Below are 15,730 nucleotides of genomic sequence, written 5' to 3' on the forward strand. Positions count from 1 at the left end.
CACCGGTGCCGACGCGGGTTCCAGATGTGAAACGATTTAGTTCGCCAGATGGGGGACCGGCGCCACAACATCAGAGCTCGCGGCAAAGGAGCCACCATGAGCCAGGTCGAGCAGCTCGTGCCGATCACGCTTCCCGACGGGACGACCCTGCGCGCCACGGTCCATCGGCCGGTGACGACCCACCCGGTGCCCGTCGTGCTGGCGCTCACCCCCTACCCGGTGGACGCCGCCCGGCAGGAGATGGGGGAGTCGGAGCTCGTGGCCCGCGGCCTCGCGGTCGTCGTCGTGGCCCTGCGCGGCACCGGCTCGTCGGAGGGCACGTTCGTGCCGTGGCGACGGCACGTCGAGGACGCGCACGCGGTGATCGAGTGGTGCTCGCAGCAGCCGTGGTCCACGGGGTCGGTGGTGGGCTGGGGACGCTCCTACCTGGCGCAGACCCAGCTGTACCTGGCATCCACCGGTCACCCGGCACTGCGCGCGATGCACCTGGGGGTGTGCCCGGGCGACCCCGTGGGGATCATCTACCGCGGCGGCGCGGTGGTGCTGGGCTCGGCTCTCAGCTGGGCGACGGCGATGTCGCGCGGGGAGCTGATGCGCGCGGCGGCGCGGGGCGAGGACATGACGGCCGAGCTCGCCGAGTGGGAGGAGCTCGCGGCCGACCCCGACGCCGCTGCCCGCACAGCGCCGCTCGCCGACATCCCGCTGCTGGACCGGCGCTTCCCCGCCTGGCGGGACTGGATGACCCACCCGGCCGGTGACCCCTGGTGGCAGGAGCGGGCGCTCCCGCCCCGACCGGCCGTGCCGACGCTGTTCGTCGCCGGCTGGCACGACCTGTTCCGGGACCTCACGTTGCAGCAGTTCGCCGTCGCGCAGCACCCCGCGTCCCGGCTGGTCGTCGGGCCGTGGGGTCACGGCTTCCCCGCACAGGCGATGGGCGAGGTCGACTACGGGCGCGCGGCCGCACGCGGCGCCGAGCACCTGGGTGCGGACGGCATCGAGTTCCTGGTGGCGCACGCGACCGGTGCGCCCGACGAGGCGACCGGCCCGCGGGTCCGCGTCTTCGTGATGGGTGAGAACGAGTGGCGGGACCTCGAGGCGTGGCCGCCGCCGGGCACGGCCCCGACGCCGTGGCATCTCGCCCCCGATGGTGGGCTGGCGCCGGAGGTCGTGGACGGCACTGCCGAACCGTCCACGTTCGTCTTCGACCCGTGCGACCCGGTGCCGACGGTCGGGGGACCCAACCTGTTCGCCCGCGGCGACGCCGCCCGAGGGGCCGGACCGTGGGACCAGCGCCCGCTCGACGATCGGGCCGACGTGCTGCACTTCGTGTCCCCGCCGCTCGCCGACGACCTCACGGTGCTGGGCGACGTGGTGGTCCACCTGTTCGCGGCGACGGACGCGGTGGACACCGACTGGACCGCGAAGCTCGTCGACGTGCACCCCGACGGCACGGCCATCGCGGTGCTCGACGGGATCGCCCGGGTCCGCGAGGTGCTGGGCGAGCTGGTCCCACCCGCCGAGGTCCACGAGGTCCCCGTGGAGCTCGGCGCCACCGCGTACCTGTTCCGGGCGGGCCACCGCCTGCGCCTGGACATCTCCAGCTCCAACTTCCCCCGCTTCGACCCCAACCCCGGGACGGGCACCGGAGCAGGGGTCACCGACCGGTCGCAGTTCCGGGTGGCCCACCAGCAGGTGCACCACGACGGTCCCCACCCGTCGCGGCTCGTCCTGCCCGTCGCACCGTGAGCACGCGACGGTCCGTCACGGCGCCGCTCCCGCGGGGTGCGCTCGGCGCTGCGCTCGGCGCTGCGCTCGGCGCTGCACTCGGAGCCGCGATGCGGGCCGGGCCCCCGGTGCTCGCTACCGGTACTCGGCCACGACCTCGATCGACCCGACGATGTGCCGGTTGAGGTCCTGGAGGTCCTCCGCGGGGATCCAGTACTCCAGGATCGTCTGACCGCCGGCCTGCTGGACCTCGTAGCGATCCAAGAACGCCTTCTCGACCTCGAAGCGCGTCACGTAGCCGACACCACTTGCCTTGACGTTCCAGTCGCGGGCGATCTTGGTCGCGTAGTCCTCGTTGAGCACGGGGTAGAAGATCGGCTGATCAGGCAACCGTGGCGGCCACTCACGCCAAGCAGACGCCTCGACCAAAGCGAGCTCTTCCGGGCCGGTCGGACGCCAGAGCGTGACAGTCTCCACGCGGTGAATGGTGCCACGCGACGTCCGGACCGGCGCGTACTGCACCCGCGTCACCTGAGCTTGATGAGGCCGGCGTTCGTCGGGACGAACCCGCACGCGTCGAAGTAGAAGTTGCGCAGGTCGTCGTCGAAGTCCACGTGCAACCACTCGCAGCCAGCGGCGGCGGAGTGCTCACGCGCGACGGCGATCAGCCGTTCGCCGATCCCTTGGCGGCGGGACCGGAGAGCGACGGAGGTGTCCTCGACGAAGGCATGGACGCCGCCGTCCCAGATGATGTTGACGAAGCCGACGAGGCCCTGGTCGTCGCAGGCGATGACCCATCCCAGGCTGAGCCGGTCCAGCTGGCCGTTCCAGTCGTCGTCCACCAGGCGGTGGTCGAAAGCCTCCGCGTGCAGGGCGTTGACCTCCTCGTTGGTGAAGGTCCCTCGCCACTCGTAGTGGAGGGGTTCGCCAGCGGGACGAGGCACGGGAGGGCTCCTTGATGCGATGGGCAGGCGGGCCGACTCGTGACGATATCGACCGCGGCGGGGCGAGCGTCCAGTGGGGTTCGACGGGACGTCACCGCTGGCTCGGACGTCAGCCGACCCAGACGATCGCCGCGAGCCAGGCCGCGACGCCGGCGAGGACCAGCAGCGTCAGGTTCAGCCCGATGTTCTTGGCCTCGCCGCGCGACAGGTGCAGGCCCGCGGCCCCGATCTGCAGCAGCACCAGCCCGATCGCCGCGGCCAGCGCGAGCTCCGGCGCGACACCGGTCAGCGGCGGGAGCACCAGCCCGACCACCCCGAGCAGCTCCAGCACCCCGATGGTGCGGACCAGACCCAGCGGCATGTCGTCGACCCAGGCCATCATGGGCCGCAGCTGGTCTTTCGTCTGCAGCACCTTCTTTCCCCCGGAGTAGAGGTAGAGGACGCTGAGCAGGCCTGCGACGATCCAGTAGGCGACGGTCATGGGATTCCTCCGGCGTGGGTGACGAACGATGAGCAGCCACATCGTGGGTCACCGTCGAGACGGCTACAAAAGCCACATCCGTGTGCGTGACTGACAGGGAGCAGCGCATGTCGCAGTACGAGCAGGCGTGCCTGATCCGCGGTGACGCCGGGCGGGCCATCCGGGGGATCCTCGACCGGATCGGTGACAAGTGGACGCTGCTGGTCGTCGCGACGCTCGAGGGGGAGAGGTTGCGCTTCACCGAGCTGCAGCGGCGCGTCCCGGGCATCTCGCAGCGCATGCTGTCGCTCACGGTGCGACACCTCGAGCGGGACGGTCTGGTGCTGCGCACGGTGCATGCCGAGGTGCCTCCGCGCGTGGAGTACGAGCTCACGGGCATGGGCCGGACCTTGATCGGCCCGGCAGTCGCGCTCGCCGAGTGGGCGGTCGAGCACAACCCGGCGATCGAGCGCGGTCAGGCGGCCTACGACGCGGCGAGACAGCCCGCGAGCTGACCACCTTCCTGGGGTCGCCGGTAGTCTGAACCGGCGCGAGTGCGCCCGGCCGTCGTTCCGGCCCGCCCTCGCCGCCGTCGTGTGCAGTGCTGCGCGCACCCCCGCCTTGTCCATCAGGCCAGGTCGCGCGACCTGGTCGTGGGGCACCCGTGCCCCGAGACCGTGAACGGAACCTCACTGTGCCCAGCGCGCTCCGTGCCTCCCTGCCCGACGTCGCCGCGCGTCCGCAGCCCTCGCCGGGTGCGCCCGCGGCCGACGAGGTGCACTCCGTGCTGGCGGCGCTGCGGTCCCCGCGGCGGCTCAAGACCGAGGTCCTCGCAGGCCTCGTCGTCGCGCTCGCGCTGATCCCCGAGGCGATCGCGTTCTCGATCATCGCGGGTGTCGACCCGCGCATCGGCCTGTTCGCGTCGTTCACGATGGCGGTCTCGATCGCGTTCCTCGGTGGGCGCCCCGCGATGATCTCGGCCGCGACCGGCGCGGTCGCCCTGGTGGTCGCGCCGGTGGTGCGCGAGCACGGCCTCGACTACCTGGTCGCGACCGTGATCCTGGGCGGGGTCATCCAGGTGGCGCTCGGGCTGCTGGGCATCGCGAAGGTCATGCGGTTCATCCCGCGCGCGGTGATGGTCGGGTTCGTCAACGCGCTGGCGATCCTCATCTTCGTGTCGCAGCTCCCGCACCTGACCGGGGTGCCGTGGATGGTCTTCCCGCTGGTCGCCGTCGGCATCGCGATCATGGTCCTCCTGCCGCGCTGGACCACGGTGGTGCCGGCCCCGCTGGTTGCGATCGTGCTCCTGACGGCCACGACCGTCCTGGCCTCGATCAACGTCCCGACCGTGGGCGACGAAGGTGCGCTGCCCGACTCGCTGCCCTCTCTCGCCCTGCCCGACGTCCCGTTCGATCTGGCGACGTTGCGCATCATCGCCCCGTTCGCCCTCGCGATGGCCCTCGTCGGGATCCTCGAGTCGTTGCTCACCGCGAAGCTCGTCGACGACGTCACCGACACCCGCTCCAACAAGACCCGGGAGGCATGGGGGCAGGGCACCGCGAACATCATCACCGGCTTCTTCGGCGGCATGGGCGGGTGCGCCATGATCGGCCAGACCATGATCAACGTGAAGGTCTCGGGTGCCCGCACCCGCATCTCGACGTTCCTGGCGGGGGCGTTCCTGCTGGTCCTCGTCGTGGGGCTCGGCGACGTCGTCGCGATCATCCCGATGGCGGCCCTGGTCGCGGTCATGATCATGGTGTCGGTCGGCACGTTCGACTGGCACTCGGTGCGCCCCTCCACGCTGCGCCGCATGCCGAAGTCCGAGACCACCGTCATGGTCGCGACCGTCGCGGTCACGGTCGCCACGCACAACCTCGCCTACGGCGTGATCGTCGGCGTGCTCGTGGCGATGGTCCTGTTCGCCCGCCGCGTCGCGCACTTCACGACAGTGACCCGCGTGGACTCCGCCGACGATGACGACGCCCGACGCGTCTACGCCGTCGAGGGCGAGCTGTTCTTCGCGTCCTCCAACGACCTCGTCTACCAGTTCGACTATGCGGGCGACCCGCAGGACGTCGTCATCGACATGACGAACGCGCACGTCTGGGACGCCTCGACCGTCGCCACCCTCGACGCCATCACCACCCGGTACGCGGCCAAGGGCAAGACGGTCACCATCGTCGGCCTGAACCCCGACAGCGCCGCCCGCCACGACCGCCTCGCCGGGAACCTCGGCGCCGGCCACTAGACCGGGTCAGGTCCTGCGTGCTCGCAGGACGGTGTCGTGCACGGTGATCGGGTGCCCGTCGGGGTCTTCGGCCTGCCGGGGGCGGGCCTCGGCGACGAGCACCTGCCAGGTGTCGGGGTCGAGGGCCAGCTCGGCGACGAGCTGCTCGGGAGTGAAGAGCATGCTGCGCAGCCTCAGGCGGGGCAGCACCTGCAGGTCCAGGGGGTGGTGGCCCACCAGCAGCAACGTGCCGCCGGGTGCGACCGCCTCCGCGAGCCGGCCGAACATCCGGACCCTGGCGTCCGCCGGCAGGTGCATGAACTGGGCTGTGACCAGGTCGTAGGCGTCGGCCTCGGGCGGGTCCGCGAGCAGGTCCGCGTGCCGCCACCCCACGTCCAGGCCCTGCGCCTCGGCCTGGGCGGCGGCGCGCGCGAGGGCCACCGTGGAGATGTCCGTGGCGGTCACCCGCCAGCCGCGGGCAGCCAGCCACAGCGCATCGGCCCCCTCGCCGCAGCCCACGTCCAACGCGGAGCCGGGTGCCAGGTCGGTGGCCTCGGCGACCAGGACGGGGTTGGGCCGGCCGCTCCAGATCCGGTCCTCCTTCTCCCGGTACCGGGCTTCCCAGGCGTCCTGGCCGAACACGCGGTGCTCGTCGACGGCGATGCGGGTGTCCTCGGCGATCAGGTCGCCGTTGAGGGCTGCCCCCGCGGTGAGGCCCGCGGCGGCCGACGTGATGACCTGCGCTCGCGGATCGGCGACGTTGCCGGCCACCCAGACGCCGGGCACGGCCGTCATGCCGGTCGGGTCGGACGCGACGAAGCTGCCGACCACCTGCCCGCCCATCTCGAGGTCGGTGGTCGTCAGGCCGAGCGTGACCAGCGCGTCGGCGCGGGCATGGAGCGTCGTTGCGACGACCAGCGCCTGCCGCGGGACCAGCTCGCCGTCGGCGAGACGGACGCCGTCGGGCTCCCACGCGGCGACCTCGCCCTCGACCACCCGGATGCCGCGGGCCGCGAGCTGCTCGGCCTCGTCGTCGGTCGGCTGCGGCGCCGTGTGCAGGAACAGCACGACGTCGGCGCTCCACTGCCGGAACATCAGGGCCTGGTGCACGGCGAGGGCGCTGGTCGCGAGGACGCCGAGCGCCTGGTCGCGCACCTCCCACCCGTGGCAGTAGGGGCAGTGCAGCACGGTGCGGCCCCAACCCTCGGCGACCCCGGGGACGTCCGGCAGCTCGTCGACGAGACCTGTGGTGACGAGCAGGCGTCGGGCGGCGACCGACCGGTCGGCCAGTGTCACGAGGAAGGTGCCGTCGGGCTGTCTGCTCACGTCTCGAACGGTGCCGTCGTGGACCTGCACGCCGTACTGCTGCACCTCGCGGCGGCCGATCGCGAGCAGCTCGCCCGGCGGGGTCCCCTCGCGCCCCAGGTAGTTGTGCACGTGCCCGGCGGGAGCGTTGCGCGGCTCGCCCGCGTCGACCACCAGCACCGATCGGCGTGCCCTGCCCAGGGCCAACGCCCCGCTCAGCCCGGCAGCGCCGCCACCGATGACCACCACGTCGTACGTCTCGTCGTCCATGGGTCCAGCGTCCGTGCCCAGCCCCAGGTCTACCTAGGTTTGTTGCCGATACGGCAAAGTGGGGGCATGGCGAACCACCAGGACGTGCTGAAGGCGGTCGGACCACGGCTGCGGGCGCTGCGCCTGAAGAGCCGGCGGACGCTGGCTGACGTCTCCGAGGCGACGGGGATCTCGATCAGCACCCTGTCGCGCCTGGAGTCCGGGCTGCGGCGGCCCACCCTCGAGCTGCTGCTGCCGCTGGCCGAGACCTACCAGGTCCACCTCGACGAGCTCGTCAAGGCCCCCGCGACGGGCGATCCGCGCATCCACCTCACCCCGCTGCGGGTGCGTGGCTCGACGTACATCCCGCTGACCCGCCGTCCCGGCGGCGTGCAGGCCTACAAGCAGGTCATCGCCCCGAACTGGCCGACGGCGCCGCCCGAGCTGTCGGTCCACCCCGGCTACGAGTGGATGTACGTGCTGTCCGGCCAGGTGCGCCTGCTGCTCGGCGACCAGGACGTGACCCTGAGCGTCGGGGAGGTCGCGGAGTTCGACACGAACCTGCCGCACTTCGTCGGCAACCCCGGGCCGCACCCCGCCGAGATCCTCAGCCTGTTCGGTCGCCAGGGCGAGCGGATGCACGTCCGAGCCCGCCCGCGCACAGCCGACCGAGGCTGACCCGCACCCTCGCGGCCGCCCGCGCCGTGCATGTTGCGGGCGACACCCGTTGCCCTCGACTGGTTGCGCGTATAGCGTCTTGGTCATGGGTACAGCCCAGACCGTCGACGGTCGCCCGAGCTCGGACCTGACCGCTCGCGCGCGGATCCGCGACGCGGCGATCGAGTGCTTCGCCCGCGACGGGTTCGAGGCGTCGTTCCGCTCCATCGCGACGCGGGTCGACGTGTCGCCCGGGCTCATCACGCACCACTTCGGGTCGAAGGCCACCCTGCGCGCCGAGTGCGACGCGGAGGTGCTGCGCCAGTACCGGCTCGTCAAGGCCGACGCGATCACCCGCCCGAGCGCGCATCTGCTCGAGGCGCTCGCGGCCCCCGGGCTGAGCGGGACGCTGCTCGTCTACATCCTGCGGGCGATCCACGCTGGCGGGCAGCCCGCGCGCGAGTTCCTCGACCACCTGATGGCCGACGTCCGCGGGGTCATGGCCGATGCCGTCGCGAGCGGGCTCGTGCGTCCGTCGCGCGACGAGGAGGCGCGGCTGCGCCACCTCACGTACCAGACGATGGGCGCGCTCCTCGTCGAGTTCGTCACCTCGCCCGGCCTGACCCCTGACGAGTTCGTCGCCGCGCTCCACGCCGGGACGCGGGAGTCGGTGCTCCCGACGCTCGAGCTGTTCAGCGAGGGGCTGCTCACCAGCACCGACATGCTCGACGACTACCTGACCTACCGCGGTCGCCATCCCGCGGACGAGGCTCCGCCGGGCGAGACGGAACGCGCTGCTCGACCCACGTGACGGCTCCGGCCCGTCGTCGTGGTCCTACTCCGCCGGTGAGGGGAAGCGCATGTCAACGAACCAGACGATGGCCGTCGAGGTCGACGGCCTGACGAAGAGCTTCGGTCGGGTGCACGCGTTGCGGGGGCTCGACCTGACGGTGCCCACCGGGCAGGTCACCGGGTTCCTCGGGCCGAACGGATCGGGCAAGTCGACGACGATCCGCATCCTGCTCGGCCTGCTGCGCGCCGACGGCGGCACCGCCCGTCTGCTGGGCGGGGACCCGTGGGCCGACGCGGTCCGGCTGCACCGGTCGATCGCCTACGTCCCGGGCGACGTCGCGCTGTGGCCCAACCTCACCGGCGGCGAGGTCATCGACATCTTGTGCCGGCTCTCGGGCGGGCTCGACGCGCGGCGCAAGGCGGTGATGATCGAGCGGTTCGACCTGGACCCGACCAAGAAGACGCGCACGTACTCCAAGGGCAACCGGCAGAAGGTCGCGCTCGTCGCAGCCCTCGCGACCGACGCCGAGCTGCTCCTGCTCGACGAGCCCACCTCGGGGCTCGACCCGCTCATGGAGGCCGCGTTCACCGAGTCGATCCGCGAGGCGAAGGCAGCCGGCCGCTCCGTGCTGCTGTCGAGCCACATCTTCGCCGAGGTCGAGAAGCTCGCGGACCGGGTGACGATCATCCGCGACGGCGCCACGGTCGAGCAGGGCACCATCGCCGAGCTGCGGCACCTGACCCGGACGACGTTCACCGTCGTGCTCGGCGCGGGCGCGGACGCGGACACCCTCGCCGCGCAACCGGGGGTGCACGACCTGCGCACCGTCGACGGCCGCCTGACGTTCGCGGTGGACGACGTCGACCTGCCTGCGGTCCTCGCGCTCGTCGCCCGGCTGCGCCCGCGCTCGCTCGTCGCGAACCCGCCCTCGCTCGAGGAGCTGTTCCTGTCCCACTACGGCGACGAGCTCGCCGCGCTCGACGGAGCCCACCGATGACCGCGACCACTCACCCCCGGGTGGGTGCCGCCGCACCGGCCCGGCGTCACCCGGCGACCGGCACGCTCGCGGGCACGGGCACCCTGGCACGGCTCGTCGTGCGGCGCAGCCGGGTGCGGCTCGCGGTGTGGTGGGTCGTGCTGGTCGGGATGTTCGCGTACGTGGGCGCGTACTACCGCTCGCTGTTCGACACCCAGCAGCTGCTCGACGACTTCGCCGCACTGGGCCGCACCCCGGGCATGCGCGCGCTCACCGGTGTCGCCGCCACGCCGGACACCCTCGGGGGAGCGGTCTGGACCAAGATCTGGATGACGTGCGCCCTCGCGCTGGCCTTCGCCGTCCTGTTCCTCGTCACCCGGCACGGACGCGCCGACGAGGAGCTCGGCCGCACCGAGCTGCTGCGCTCGCGGGTCACGGGCCTGCACGCCGGGTCGGTGGCGTCGTGGCTCGTCGTCGGTGCGCTGTGCGTGGCGGTCGGGGCGGGCATCGCGCTGGTCTCGGTCGCGGTCGGCCTGGACCCCGAGGGTGCCGGAGTCACCGGCTCGCTCGTGCTCGGCGCCTCGGTCACGGGGGTCGGGCTGATCGGCCTGGGAGTGGGAGCGGTCGCCGGTCGGGTCGCGAGCACAGCGCGGGGCGCCAACGCCCTCGGCTCAGCTGTGCTCGGCGGGTTCTACGTGCTGCGGATGGTCGGTGACCTCGGCGACGGTCGGCTCAGCTGGGCGTCGCCGGTGGGCTGGGCGCAGCAGATGCAGCCGTGGGGCGCCGACCGGTGGTGGCCGTTCGGGCTGATCGTGCTTCTCACCGCGGCGCTGCTCGCGCTGGCGACCCGCATCGAGGCCCACGCCGACCTCGGCAGCGGCCTGCTCGCCGCCCGCCCCGGACCGTCCGGGGCACCCGCCCGCTACGCGAGCCCGCTCGCCCTCGCGCTGCGGCTGCAACGGGGCGCGATCATCGGCTGGACGGCCACTGTCGTCCTCACCGGGCTCTTGTGCGGCTCCGTCGTCCAGTCGATGACCGACCTCGTCGCGTCCGCGGACGCCGCCGCGTCCATCGCCGGCGGCACCGGCACCGCCGCGCTGCTGTCGCTGCTCGTGGTCATGATTGCCCTGGTCACCGCCGTGTTCGGGCTGCAGACCGCGGTCCAGCTCCGCACCGACGAGGCCAGCGGCATCATCGAGCCGCAGCTCACCGGGGCTCTGTCCCGCACCCGGTGGGCCGGGCAGCGGCTGCTCGTGCCCGCCGTCGGGTCGGCCGCGCTGCTGCTGATCGGCGGCGCGTGCCTGGGTGCGGCCTACGGCGCCGCCGTGGGTGAACCGGCCCAGGTCGGGGCGCTCGCGCTCGCGGCCCTCGCGTACTGGCCGGCCGTCATGGTGCTCGTGGGGATCGGCGTCGCGCTCTTCGGCTGGGTGCCGCGGCTCGCTGTCCCGGGGACGTGGGCCGTCCTCGCGGCGACGTGGTTCGTGGTGCTCATCGGCGACGCGCTGAACCTTCCCGGCTGGGTGGTCGACGTCCTGCCGTTCTCGGCGACGCCCTACCAGCCGCTCGACCCGATGACCTGGATCCCGCTGGTCGCGATGACCGCCGTCGCGGGCCTGCTCACCTGGGCGGGTCTGGGCCGCTTCGCTCGGCGTGACATCCAGGTGGGGTGAACGGGCAGGGCGCGCGCAGCAGTCTCCCGTGTCGCGCCCATTCTGCGAATGAGCACGTCGAGGGCGCCGGGAGGTGCTCGGTCGATCGCCGCGGGAGATTCCACAAGAATGCCGAGAAATTGTGCAGGCGGCGCGTCTTCTCGGATTCGGGGAGTCGCACCAGCACTCCCGCCACCACCCTCGCTCGGGACTCGCTGACAGTCATCGGCCCGTGACGTGCCTGTGCGTCGACCCGTCCTCACCAGGGTGTGGACCCTCCGTAGGTCGCGCGTCGAGGCCGTTGCTCGTGGGGCCCGGACGCCGATCCGGGCGTGCGGCCCCGTGCGTTCCTCACGAATGTCTGGCGACCGGGCCATGCGCCTCGGAACCCGTTGACAGGGTTCGTCCCGGGTCGTTACGTTCTGGGTGCGCCGACAGGTGGAGAGCAAAGGGGCTTTCTCTCAGCGGCGCCGAGAATGAGGCGGGAATGACGCGAAGAAGAGACATCACCTCGCCTCTTGCGGTGGTGCGCGATTTCCCGTCGTCGCTGTCCCGCTGGCTTCACTCGCGGCCCCAGCGCACCGAGAGCGAGGCCACGGTGCGGCGCTCCGCGGGCGACGAGTCCGCCGAGGCCGCCTGCCCGCAGTACTGGATCCACTGATGCGCAGGTGGTCGGCGGTGGCGTGGGTCGTCGCGCTCGTCGTGGCGGGGGCTGCCGGCTGGACGGCAGGTCGGGCGACGTTCGTGCCGCCGCAGGCCGAGGAGGCCGTGGCTGCCGTGCAGCTGTTCACCGTGGCCGAGGACACCGTCGGGTCGTCGATCGGGCTGACGGCGGTGGCGCAGTGGGTCTCTGCCCCGCTCGTCGGCGGGGACGTCGCCGGCAAGGTCACGAGCCTGGTCGCGGCGCCCGGGGCCGTGGTCGACCAGGGTGACGTGCTGCTCACCGTCGACCTTCGCCCGGTGGTCGTCGCGGCGGGTGAGGTGCCCGCGTTCCGCTCGCTCGACCCGTCAATCGAGGGTCCCGACGTCGCGCAGCTGCAACAGATGCTCATCGCACGGGGGCACCTGACCGGCACCGCCGACGGCAGGTTCGGGTCGTCGACGACGCAGGCCGTGCGGGCGTGGCAGAAGGCGCTCGGGGTGCCGGTCACCGGTGTGGTCACGCTCGGCGACGTGGTCTTCGTGCCCGAGCTCCCGGTGCGGGTCACGTTCGAGGACGAGGTCGTGGTCGGTGCGACGCTCGCGCCGGGGGACGCCGTGCTCCGTGCCGTCGAGCCGACCCCCACGTTCACCCTCCGGGTGAGCCCCGACCAGCGATCGGTCGTCCCCGAGGTCGGGGCCCTGGTGCGGCTCATGCTGGGGGACGCGATGGTGGATGCCGTCATCGGCTCCGCGCGGACGGCTGACGACGGCTCGTTGGTGCTCACGCTGAGCGCCCCTGACGGTGGTCCGGTGTGCCCGGGGCCGTGCGACGCGATCCCGTTCGACGCGCAGGAGCACCGGGTGCCCGCGACGGTGCTGATCACACCCGAGGTCACCGGCCCCGCGGTGCCGCTGTCGGCGCTGGCCACCGCGGCCGGGGGAGCGGCGTACGTGACGCTGGCGGACGGTTCACGCACGGCCGTGACCGTGCGCGCGCAGGACGGCTCACGCGCTGTGGTCGACGGGATCGCGGCGGGCACCTCGGTGCGGCTCTTCTCCGAGGGGACGGGCGCTGACGTCGACGCGCCCTCGCCGGACGAGGCGGGTCCGGCCACGACCGAGCCGACGCCGTGACGGCTCTCGGCGCTCACCGCCTCACGTTCGGCTACCGCGCCGGGCAGCCCGTCTTCGAAAACCCCGACCTCGAGGTGCCGCCGGTCGTCCACGCCCCGCCACGCCGCCCCGGGCGACCCCGCCCGCACCTGGTCCTGCGCGACGGACTCCTCGGCGCGCTCGCGCAGCCGGTCGCGACCCTCACTGTCGCGCTGGTCGTCGCGTCGGTGTGCCTCGTCGTGCTGCTCACCACCGGCCGCTCGGCGGCGACCGAACGTGAGGTCGTCTCGTCGCTCGACTCGGTCGGCACCCGGCTCGTCACCGTGACCGACACCCGGGGCACCGCGGGCATCGAACCTTCCGCGGTGGCGGACGTCGCGGCGCTCGTCGGCGTCGAGTGGGCCTTCGGGCTGGGCCCCGCGACCGACACCCACAACGCCGACCTGCCCGTCGCCGGGGTCGGCACCCCCATGCGTGCCCTCGTCGGCGACCTCCCGCCCACCGTCGAGCTCCTGACCGGACGCGACGCGACGGGGCCGGGAGAGGCCGTCGTGGGGTCCGGGGCGTTCGCCCGGCTCCGCATGGGCGACTCGGTCGGCACGGCGACGGACGGCACCACCCGGGTGGGTGTCGTCGGGCAGGTGCACGCCGAGGGTGCCCTCGCGTTCCTCGACGACCTCGTCCTCTACCGTCCGATGGTCGATGTCGCCACCACCGCGCAGGACCTGCCCGTGCGCTACCTCTACGTGCTGGTCGAGGACGCCGCGGCCGCCTCCGGGGTCGCCGACGCGATCACCGCGGTGCTGCGCGCGCAGGACCCGGCCGGGGTCGAGGTCAGCACCTCCGACGGCGTGCTGCGGCTGCGCGAGGTCGTCGCCGGCAGCCTCGGCGCCGGGTCGCGCCAGCTCATGGCCGGGGTGCTGGGCGGCGGGCTCGTCCTCGTCACCACCACGGTGCTGGGGGCCGTCGCGGGGCGCCGCCGGGACTTCGGGCGGCGCCGGGCGCTCGGTGCGAGCCGGAGCGCCATCGTCGTGCTCGTCCTGGTGCAGACGGGCGTCGCGGCGAGCGTGGGGGCCGTCCTGGGGACCGGCGCGGGCCTGGTGGCCGTCGACGTGCTGACCGGGAGCCTGCCCGCCCCGGCCTTCACGGCAGGCGTCGCGGCGCTCGCGCTGCTCGTCGCGCTCGTCGGGTCGGTGCCGCCGGCGCTCGCGGCGGCCTCCCGCGACCCGGTGCGCATCCTCCGGGTGCCGTGAGCGTCCTGGTTCCCCCGCTGACGCTCGGGGGCGCAAACGCGGAAGGTATCTGACGCGGCGTCGTACGACAATTGTCCGAATGATCTGCCGGCCCGAACCCAGACAAGACGAATACCGGCGGCGAGCCGCGGGGAATGGGAACGTGGGACACCGCGGCGCGCGTATATGGTATGTCGAGACAAAGACGCATCGGGCGCATCCTCGTGAGGACATTCATGCCGGTCACACCCCAGTCCTCCTCGGGCGCAACGGCGCCACGCGGTCGTCCGCACGTGCGTCCTACGGGCGTGGAACGGCCGTACGGGCGCGAGGAGATCATCGTCTCCAAGACCGACACCAAGGGCGTCATCCGGTACGCCAACGACGTGTTCCTGCGAGTGGCGGGATACGACGAGTCCGACATCGTCGGAAAGCCCCACAACGTGATCCGCCACCCGGACATGCCCCGCGCGGTCTTCCAGGTCATGTGGGACACGATCGGTGCCGGCGACGAGCTGTTCGCGTACGTCCTGAACCTCGCCGCCGACGGCGGGCACTACTGGGTCCTCGCGCACGTCACCCCCACGTTCGGCCCGACCGGGGCGATCGTCGGGTACCACTCGAACCGCCGCTGGGTCGAGCCGGAGATCCGCGAGGAGGTCGCCGCGGTGTACGCGCGCATCCGCAAGGTCGAAACAGCGCACCAGCGCACCCCCGACGCGATCGCGGCCGGGGTCGAGGCGCTCACCGACGAGCTGACCGCCGCCGGTCACACCCTCGACACGTGGGTGTGGGCGCTGGCCGGACGAGAGATGGCAGGACCCCGATGAAGCGTCGTCCGCGGACCGAGCCCACGCCCGCGACCGAGCAGGTGCCCGTGGGCACCCTCGAGTCGCTCGCCACGATCGCCGCCTTCCTCGACGGGGTCGCCGAGGGCAACCTCGAGGACCGGCTGCCGGCCCTCACCGGCGCCCCGCAGGCCGTGGCGCTGCGCACGTCGATCAACCGCACGGTCGACGTCATGGACGCGTACGTGCGTGAGGCCACGGGTGTCCTGGCGGCGGCCGAGCAGCGGCGCTTCCACCGTCGGTTCCTCGTGCGCGGGATGCCCGGGCGGCTGCGTGGCGACGCCGGACGGATCGACGCCGCCCGGGAGGCGCTGGCGGCCTCTGCGGCGCGCGTCGCCCAGGAGCAGACCGCCCGCGAGTCGCTCGGGGACCGGATCACGGAGGTGGCGACGAACGTCGCGAGCGAGTCAGGCGGCCTCGCCGACGCCGCCGGTGCGCTCACTGCGGCGTCCCGCGAGACGGCGTCGGCCGCGCAGAGCTCCATGGAGATCGTCGCGTCGCTCGAACGCTCGTCGGTCGAGATCCAGCAGGCGGTCGAGGTCATCACGCGGATCGCGTCGCAGACCCGGCTGCTCGCGCTCAACGCGACGATCGAGGCGGCGCGCGCCGGTGCGGCCGGCAAGGGTTTCGGCGTCGTGGCGAACGAGGTCAAGACCCTCGCGGACGAGTCGGCGGCCAGCTCGGACCTCATCAGCGTCCAGGTCGAGGCCGTGCAGGCCGCCGCGGCGCAGTCCGTGGCCGCGCTCGAGCAGATCAGGGCGCGCACGTCGGACATGGACGAGCAGGTCGCCCGGATCTACGCGGCGGCCGGGGGGAACGGCATGCAGGACGGAGGGCTGGCCGCGCTCGCGGGTGAGCTCCGCCACGAGATCGAGGCGTTCGTACGCGTCTGAGCCCTGCCGGCCCG

16 protein-coding genes are annotated in these 15,730 nt (G+C 72.9%); 12 read left to right on the forward strand and 4 right to left on the reverse strand.

All coding sequences use genetic code 11. From position 1 onward, the window contains the following. Positions 1 to 96: 96 nt before the first annotated feature. A complete protein-coding gene (locus tag ACGIF2_RS07630; RefSeq protein ID WP_396045166.1) occupies positions 97 to 1,746 on the forward strand; it encodes a CocE/NonD family hydrolase in 1,650 nt (549 codons plus the stop codon). A gap of 114 nt (positions 1,747 to 1,860) precedes the next feature. On the opposite strand, the gene ACGIF2_RS07635 is transcribed toward ACGIF2_RS07630, so the two are convergent. From ACGIF2_RS07635 to ACGIF2_RS07645, 3 genes are all read right to left on the reverse strand, one after another. After that, the gene (locus ACGIF2_RS07635; protein WP_396045168.1) at positions 1,861 to 2,202 is read right to left on the reverse strand and encodes a hypothetical protein; all 342 of its coding nucleotides are present in this window, start codon (positions 2,200 to 2,202) and stop codon (positions 1,861 to 1,863) included. Between the two features lie 50 nt (positions 2,203 to 2,252). Then, a complete protein-coding gene (locus tag ACGIF2_RS07640) occupies positions 2,253 to 2,669 on the reverse strand; it encodes a GNAT family N-acetyltransferase (RefSeq protein ID WP_396045170.1) in 417 nt (138 codons plus the stop codon). Between the two features lie 109 nt (positions 2,670 to 2,778). Then, positions 2,779 to 3,150 (reverse strand): DoxX family protein, encoded by a 372-nt coding sequence (locus ACGIF2_RS07645; RefSeq protein WP_396045172.1) that lies wholly within the window; start codon positions 3,148 to 3,150, stop codon positions 2,779 to 2,781. A gap of 107 nt (positions 3,151 to 3,257) precedes the next feature. Here ACGIF2_RS07645 and ACGIF2_RS07650 point away from each other — a divergent pair, with 107 nt between their 5' ends. Continuing rightward, positions 3,258 to 3,644 (forward strand): winged helix-turn-helix transcriptional regulator, encoded by a 387-nt coding sequence (locus ACGIF2_RS07650; RefSeq protein ID WP_396045174.1) that lies wholly within the window; start codon positions 3,258 to 3,260, stop codon positions 3,642 to 3,644. Positions 3,645 to 3,823: 179 nt separating this feature from the next. Beyond that, a complete protein-coding gene (locus ACGIF2_RS07655; protein ID WP_396045176.1) occupies positions 3,824 to 5,380 on the forward strand; it encodes a SulP family inorganic anion transporter in 1,557 nt (518 codons plus the stop codon). Between the two features lie 6 nt (positions 5,381 to 5,386). Here the strand turns inward: ACGIF2_RS07655 and ACGIF2_RS07660 are convergent, their stop codons facing one another. Further along, entirely contained in the window at positions 5,387 to 6,934 is a 1,548-nt protein-coding gene (locus tag ACGIF2_RS07660; protein WP_396045178.1) for a methyltransferase domain-containing protein, read from the reverse strand. A gap of 66 nt (positions 6,935 to 7,000) precedes the next feature. On the opposite strand from ACGIF2_RS07660, the gene ACGIF2_RS07665 reads away from it, so the two are divergent. The 9 genes from ACGIF2_RS07665 (at position 7,001) to ACGIF2_RS07705 (ending at position 15,716) form a co-directional block, all read left to right on the forward strand. Beyond that, complete coding sequence (locus ACGIF2_RS07665; RefSeq protein WP_396045180.1) at positions 7,001 to 7,591, forward strand: helix-turn-helix domain-containing protein; 591 nt, start codon at positions 7,001 to 7,003, stop codon at positions 7,589 to 7,591. Positions 7,592 to 7,676: 85 nt separating this feature from the next. Beyond that, positions 7,677 to 8,381: a TetR family transcriptional regulator gene (locus ACGIF2_RS07670; protein WP_396045182.1), complete on the forward strand. Its 705-nt coding sequence runs from the start codon at positions 7,677 to 7,679 to the stop codon at positions 8,379 to 8,381. A 49-nt stretch (positions 8,382 to 8,430) separates the two neighbouring features. Beyond that, the gene (locus tag ACGIF2_RS07675; protein ID WP_396045184.1) at positions 8,431 to 9,360 is read left to right on the forward strand and encodes an ATP-binding cassette domain-containing protein; all 930 of its coding nucleotides are present in this window, start codon (positions 8,431 to 8,433) and stop codon (positions 9,358 to 9,360) included. Next, positions 9,357 to 11,009 (forward strand): ABC transporter permease, encoded by a 1,653-nt coding sequence (locus ACGIF2_RS07680; RefSeq protein ID WP_396045186.1) that lies wholly within the window; start codon positions 9,357 to 9,359, stop codon positions 11,007 to 11,009. The genes ACGIF2_RS07675 and ACGIF2_RS07680 overlap by 4 nt, the downstream gene beginning before the upstream one ends. Before the next feature lie 502 nt (positions 11,010 to 11,511). Then, positions 11,512 to 11,649 (forward strand): hypothetical protein, encoded by a 138-nt coding sequence (locus ACGIF2_RS07685; protein ID WP_396045188.1) that lies wholly within the window; start codon positions 11,512 to 11,514, stop codon positions 11,647 to 11,649. Further along, positions 11,649 to 12,764 (forward strand): peptidoglycan-binding protein, encoded by a 1,116-nt coding sequence (locus tag ACGIF2_RS07690; protein ID WP_396045190.1) that lies wholly within the window; start codon positions 11,649 to 11,651, stop codon positions 12,762 to 12,764. Before ACGIF2_RS07685 ends, ACGIF2_RS07690 begins: the two co-directional genes overlap by 1 nt. Then, entirely contained in the window at positions 12,761 to 13,996 is a 1,236-nt protein-coding gene (locus tag ACGIF2_RS07695) for an FtsX-like permease family protein (protein WP_396045192.1), read from the forward strand. Before ACGIF2_RS07690 ends, ACGIF2_RS07695 begins: the two co-directional genes overlap by 4 nt. 287 nt (positions 13,997 to 14,283) lie before the next feature. Beyond that, the gene (locus ACGIF2_RS07700; RefSeq protein WP_396045194.1) at positions 14,284 to 14,805 is read left to right on the forward strand and encodes a PAS domain-containing protein; all 522 of its coding nucleotides are present in this window, start codon (positions 14,284 to 14,286) and stop codon (positions 14,803 to 14,805) included. Next, positions 14,802 to 15,716 carry a methyl-accepting chemotaxis protein gene (locus tag ACGIF2_RS07705; RefSeq protein WP_396045196.1) on the forward strand — a complete coding sequence of 305 codons (915 nt, stop codon included), beginning with the start codon at positions 14,802 to 14,804 and terminating at the stop codon, positions 15,714 to 15,716. The genes ACGIF2_RS07700 and ACGIF2_RS07705 overlap by 4 nt, the downstream gene beginning before the upstream one ends. Positions 15,717 to 15,730 lie beyond the last annotated feature (14 nt).

This window comes from Cellulomonas sp. P22 (assembly GCF_044392165.1).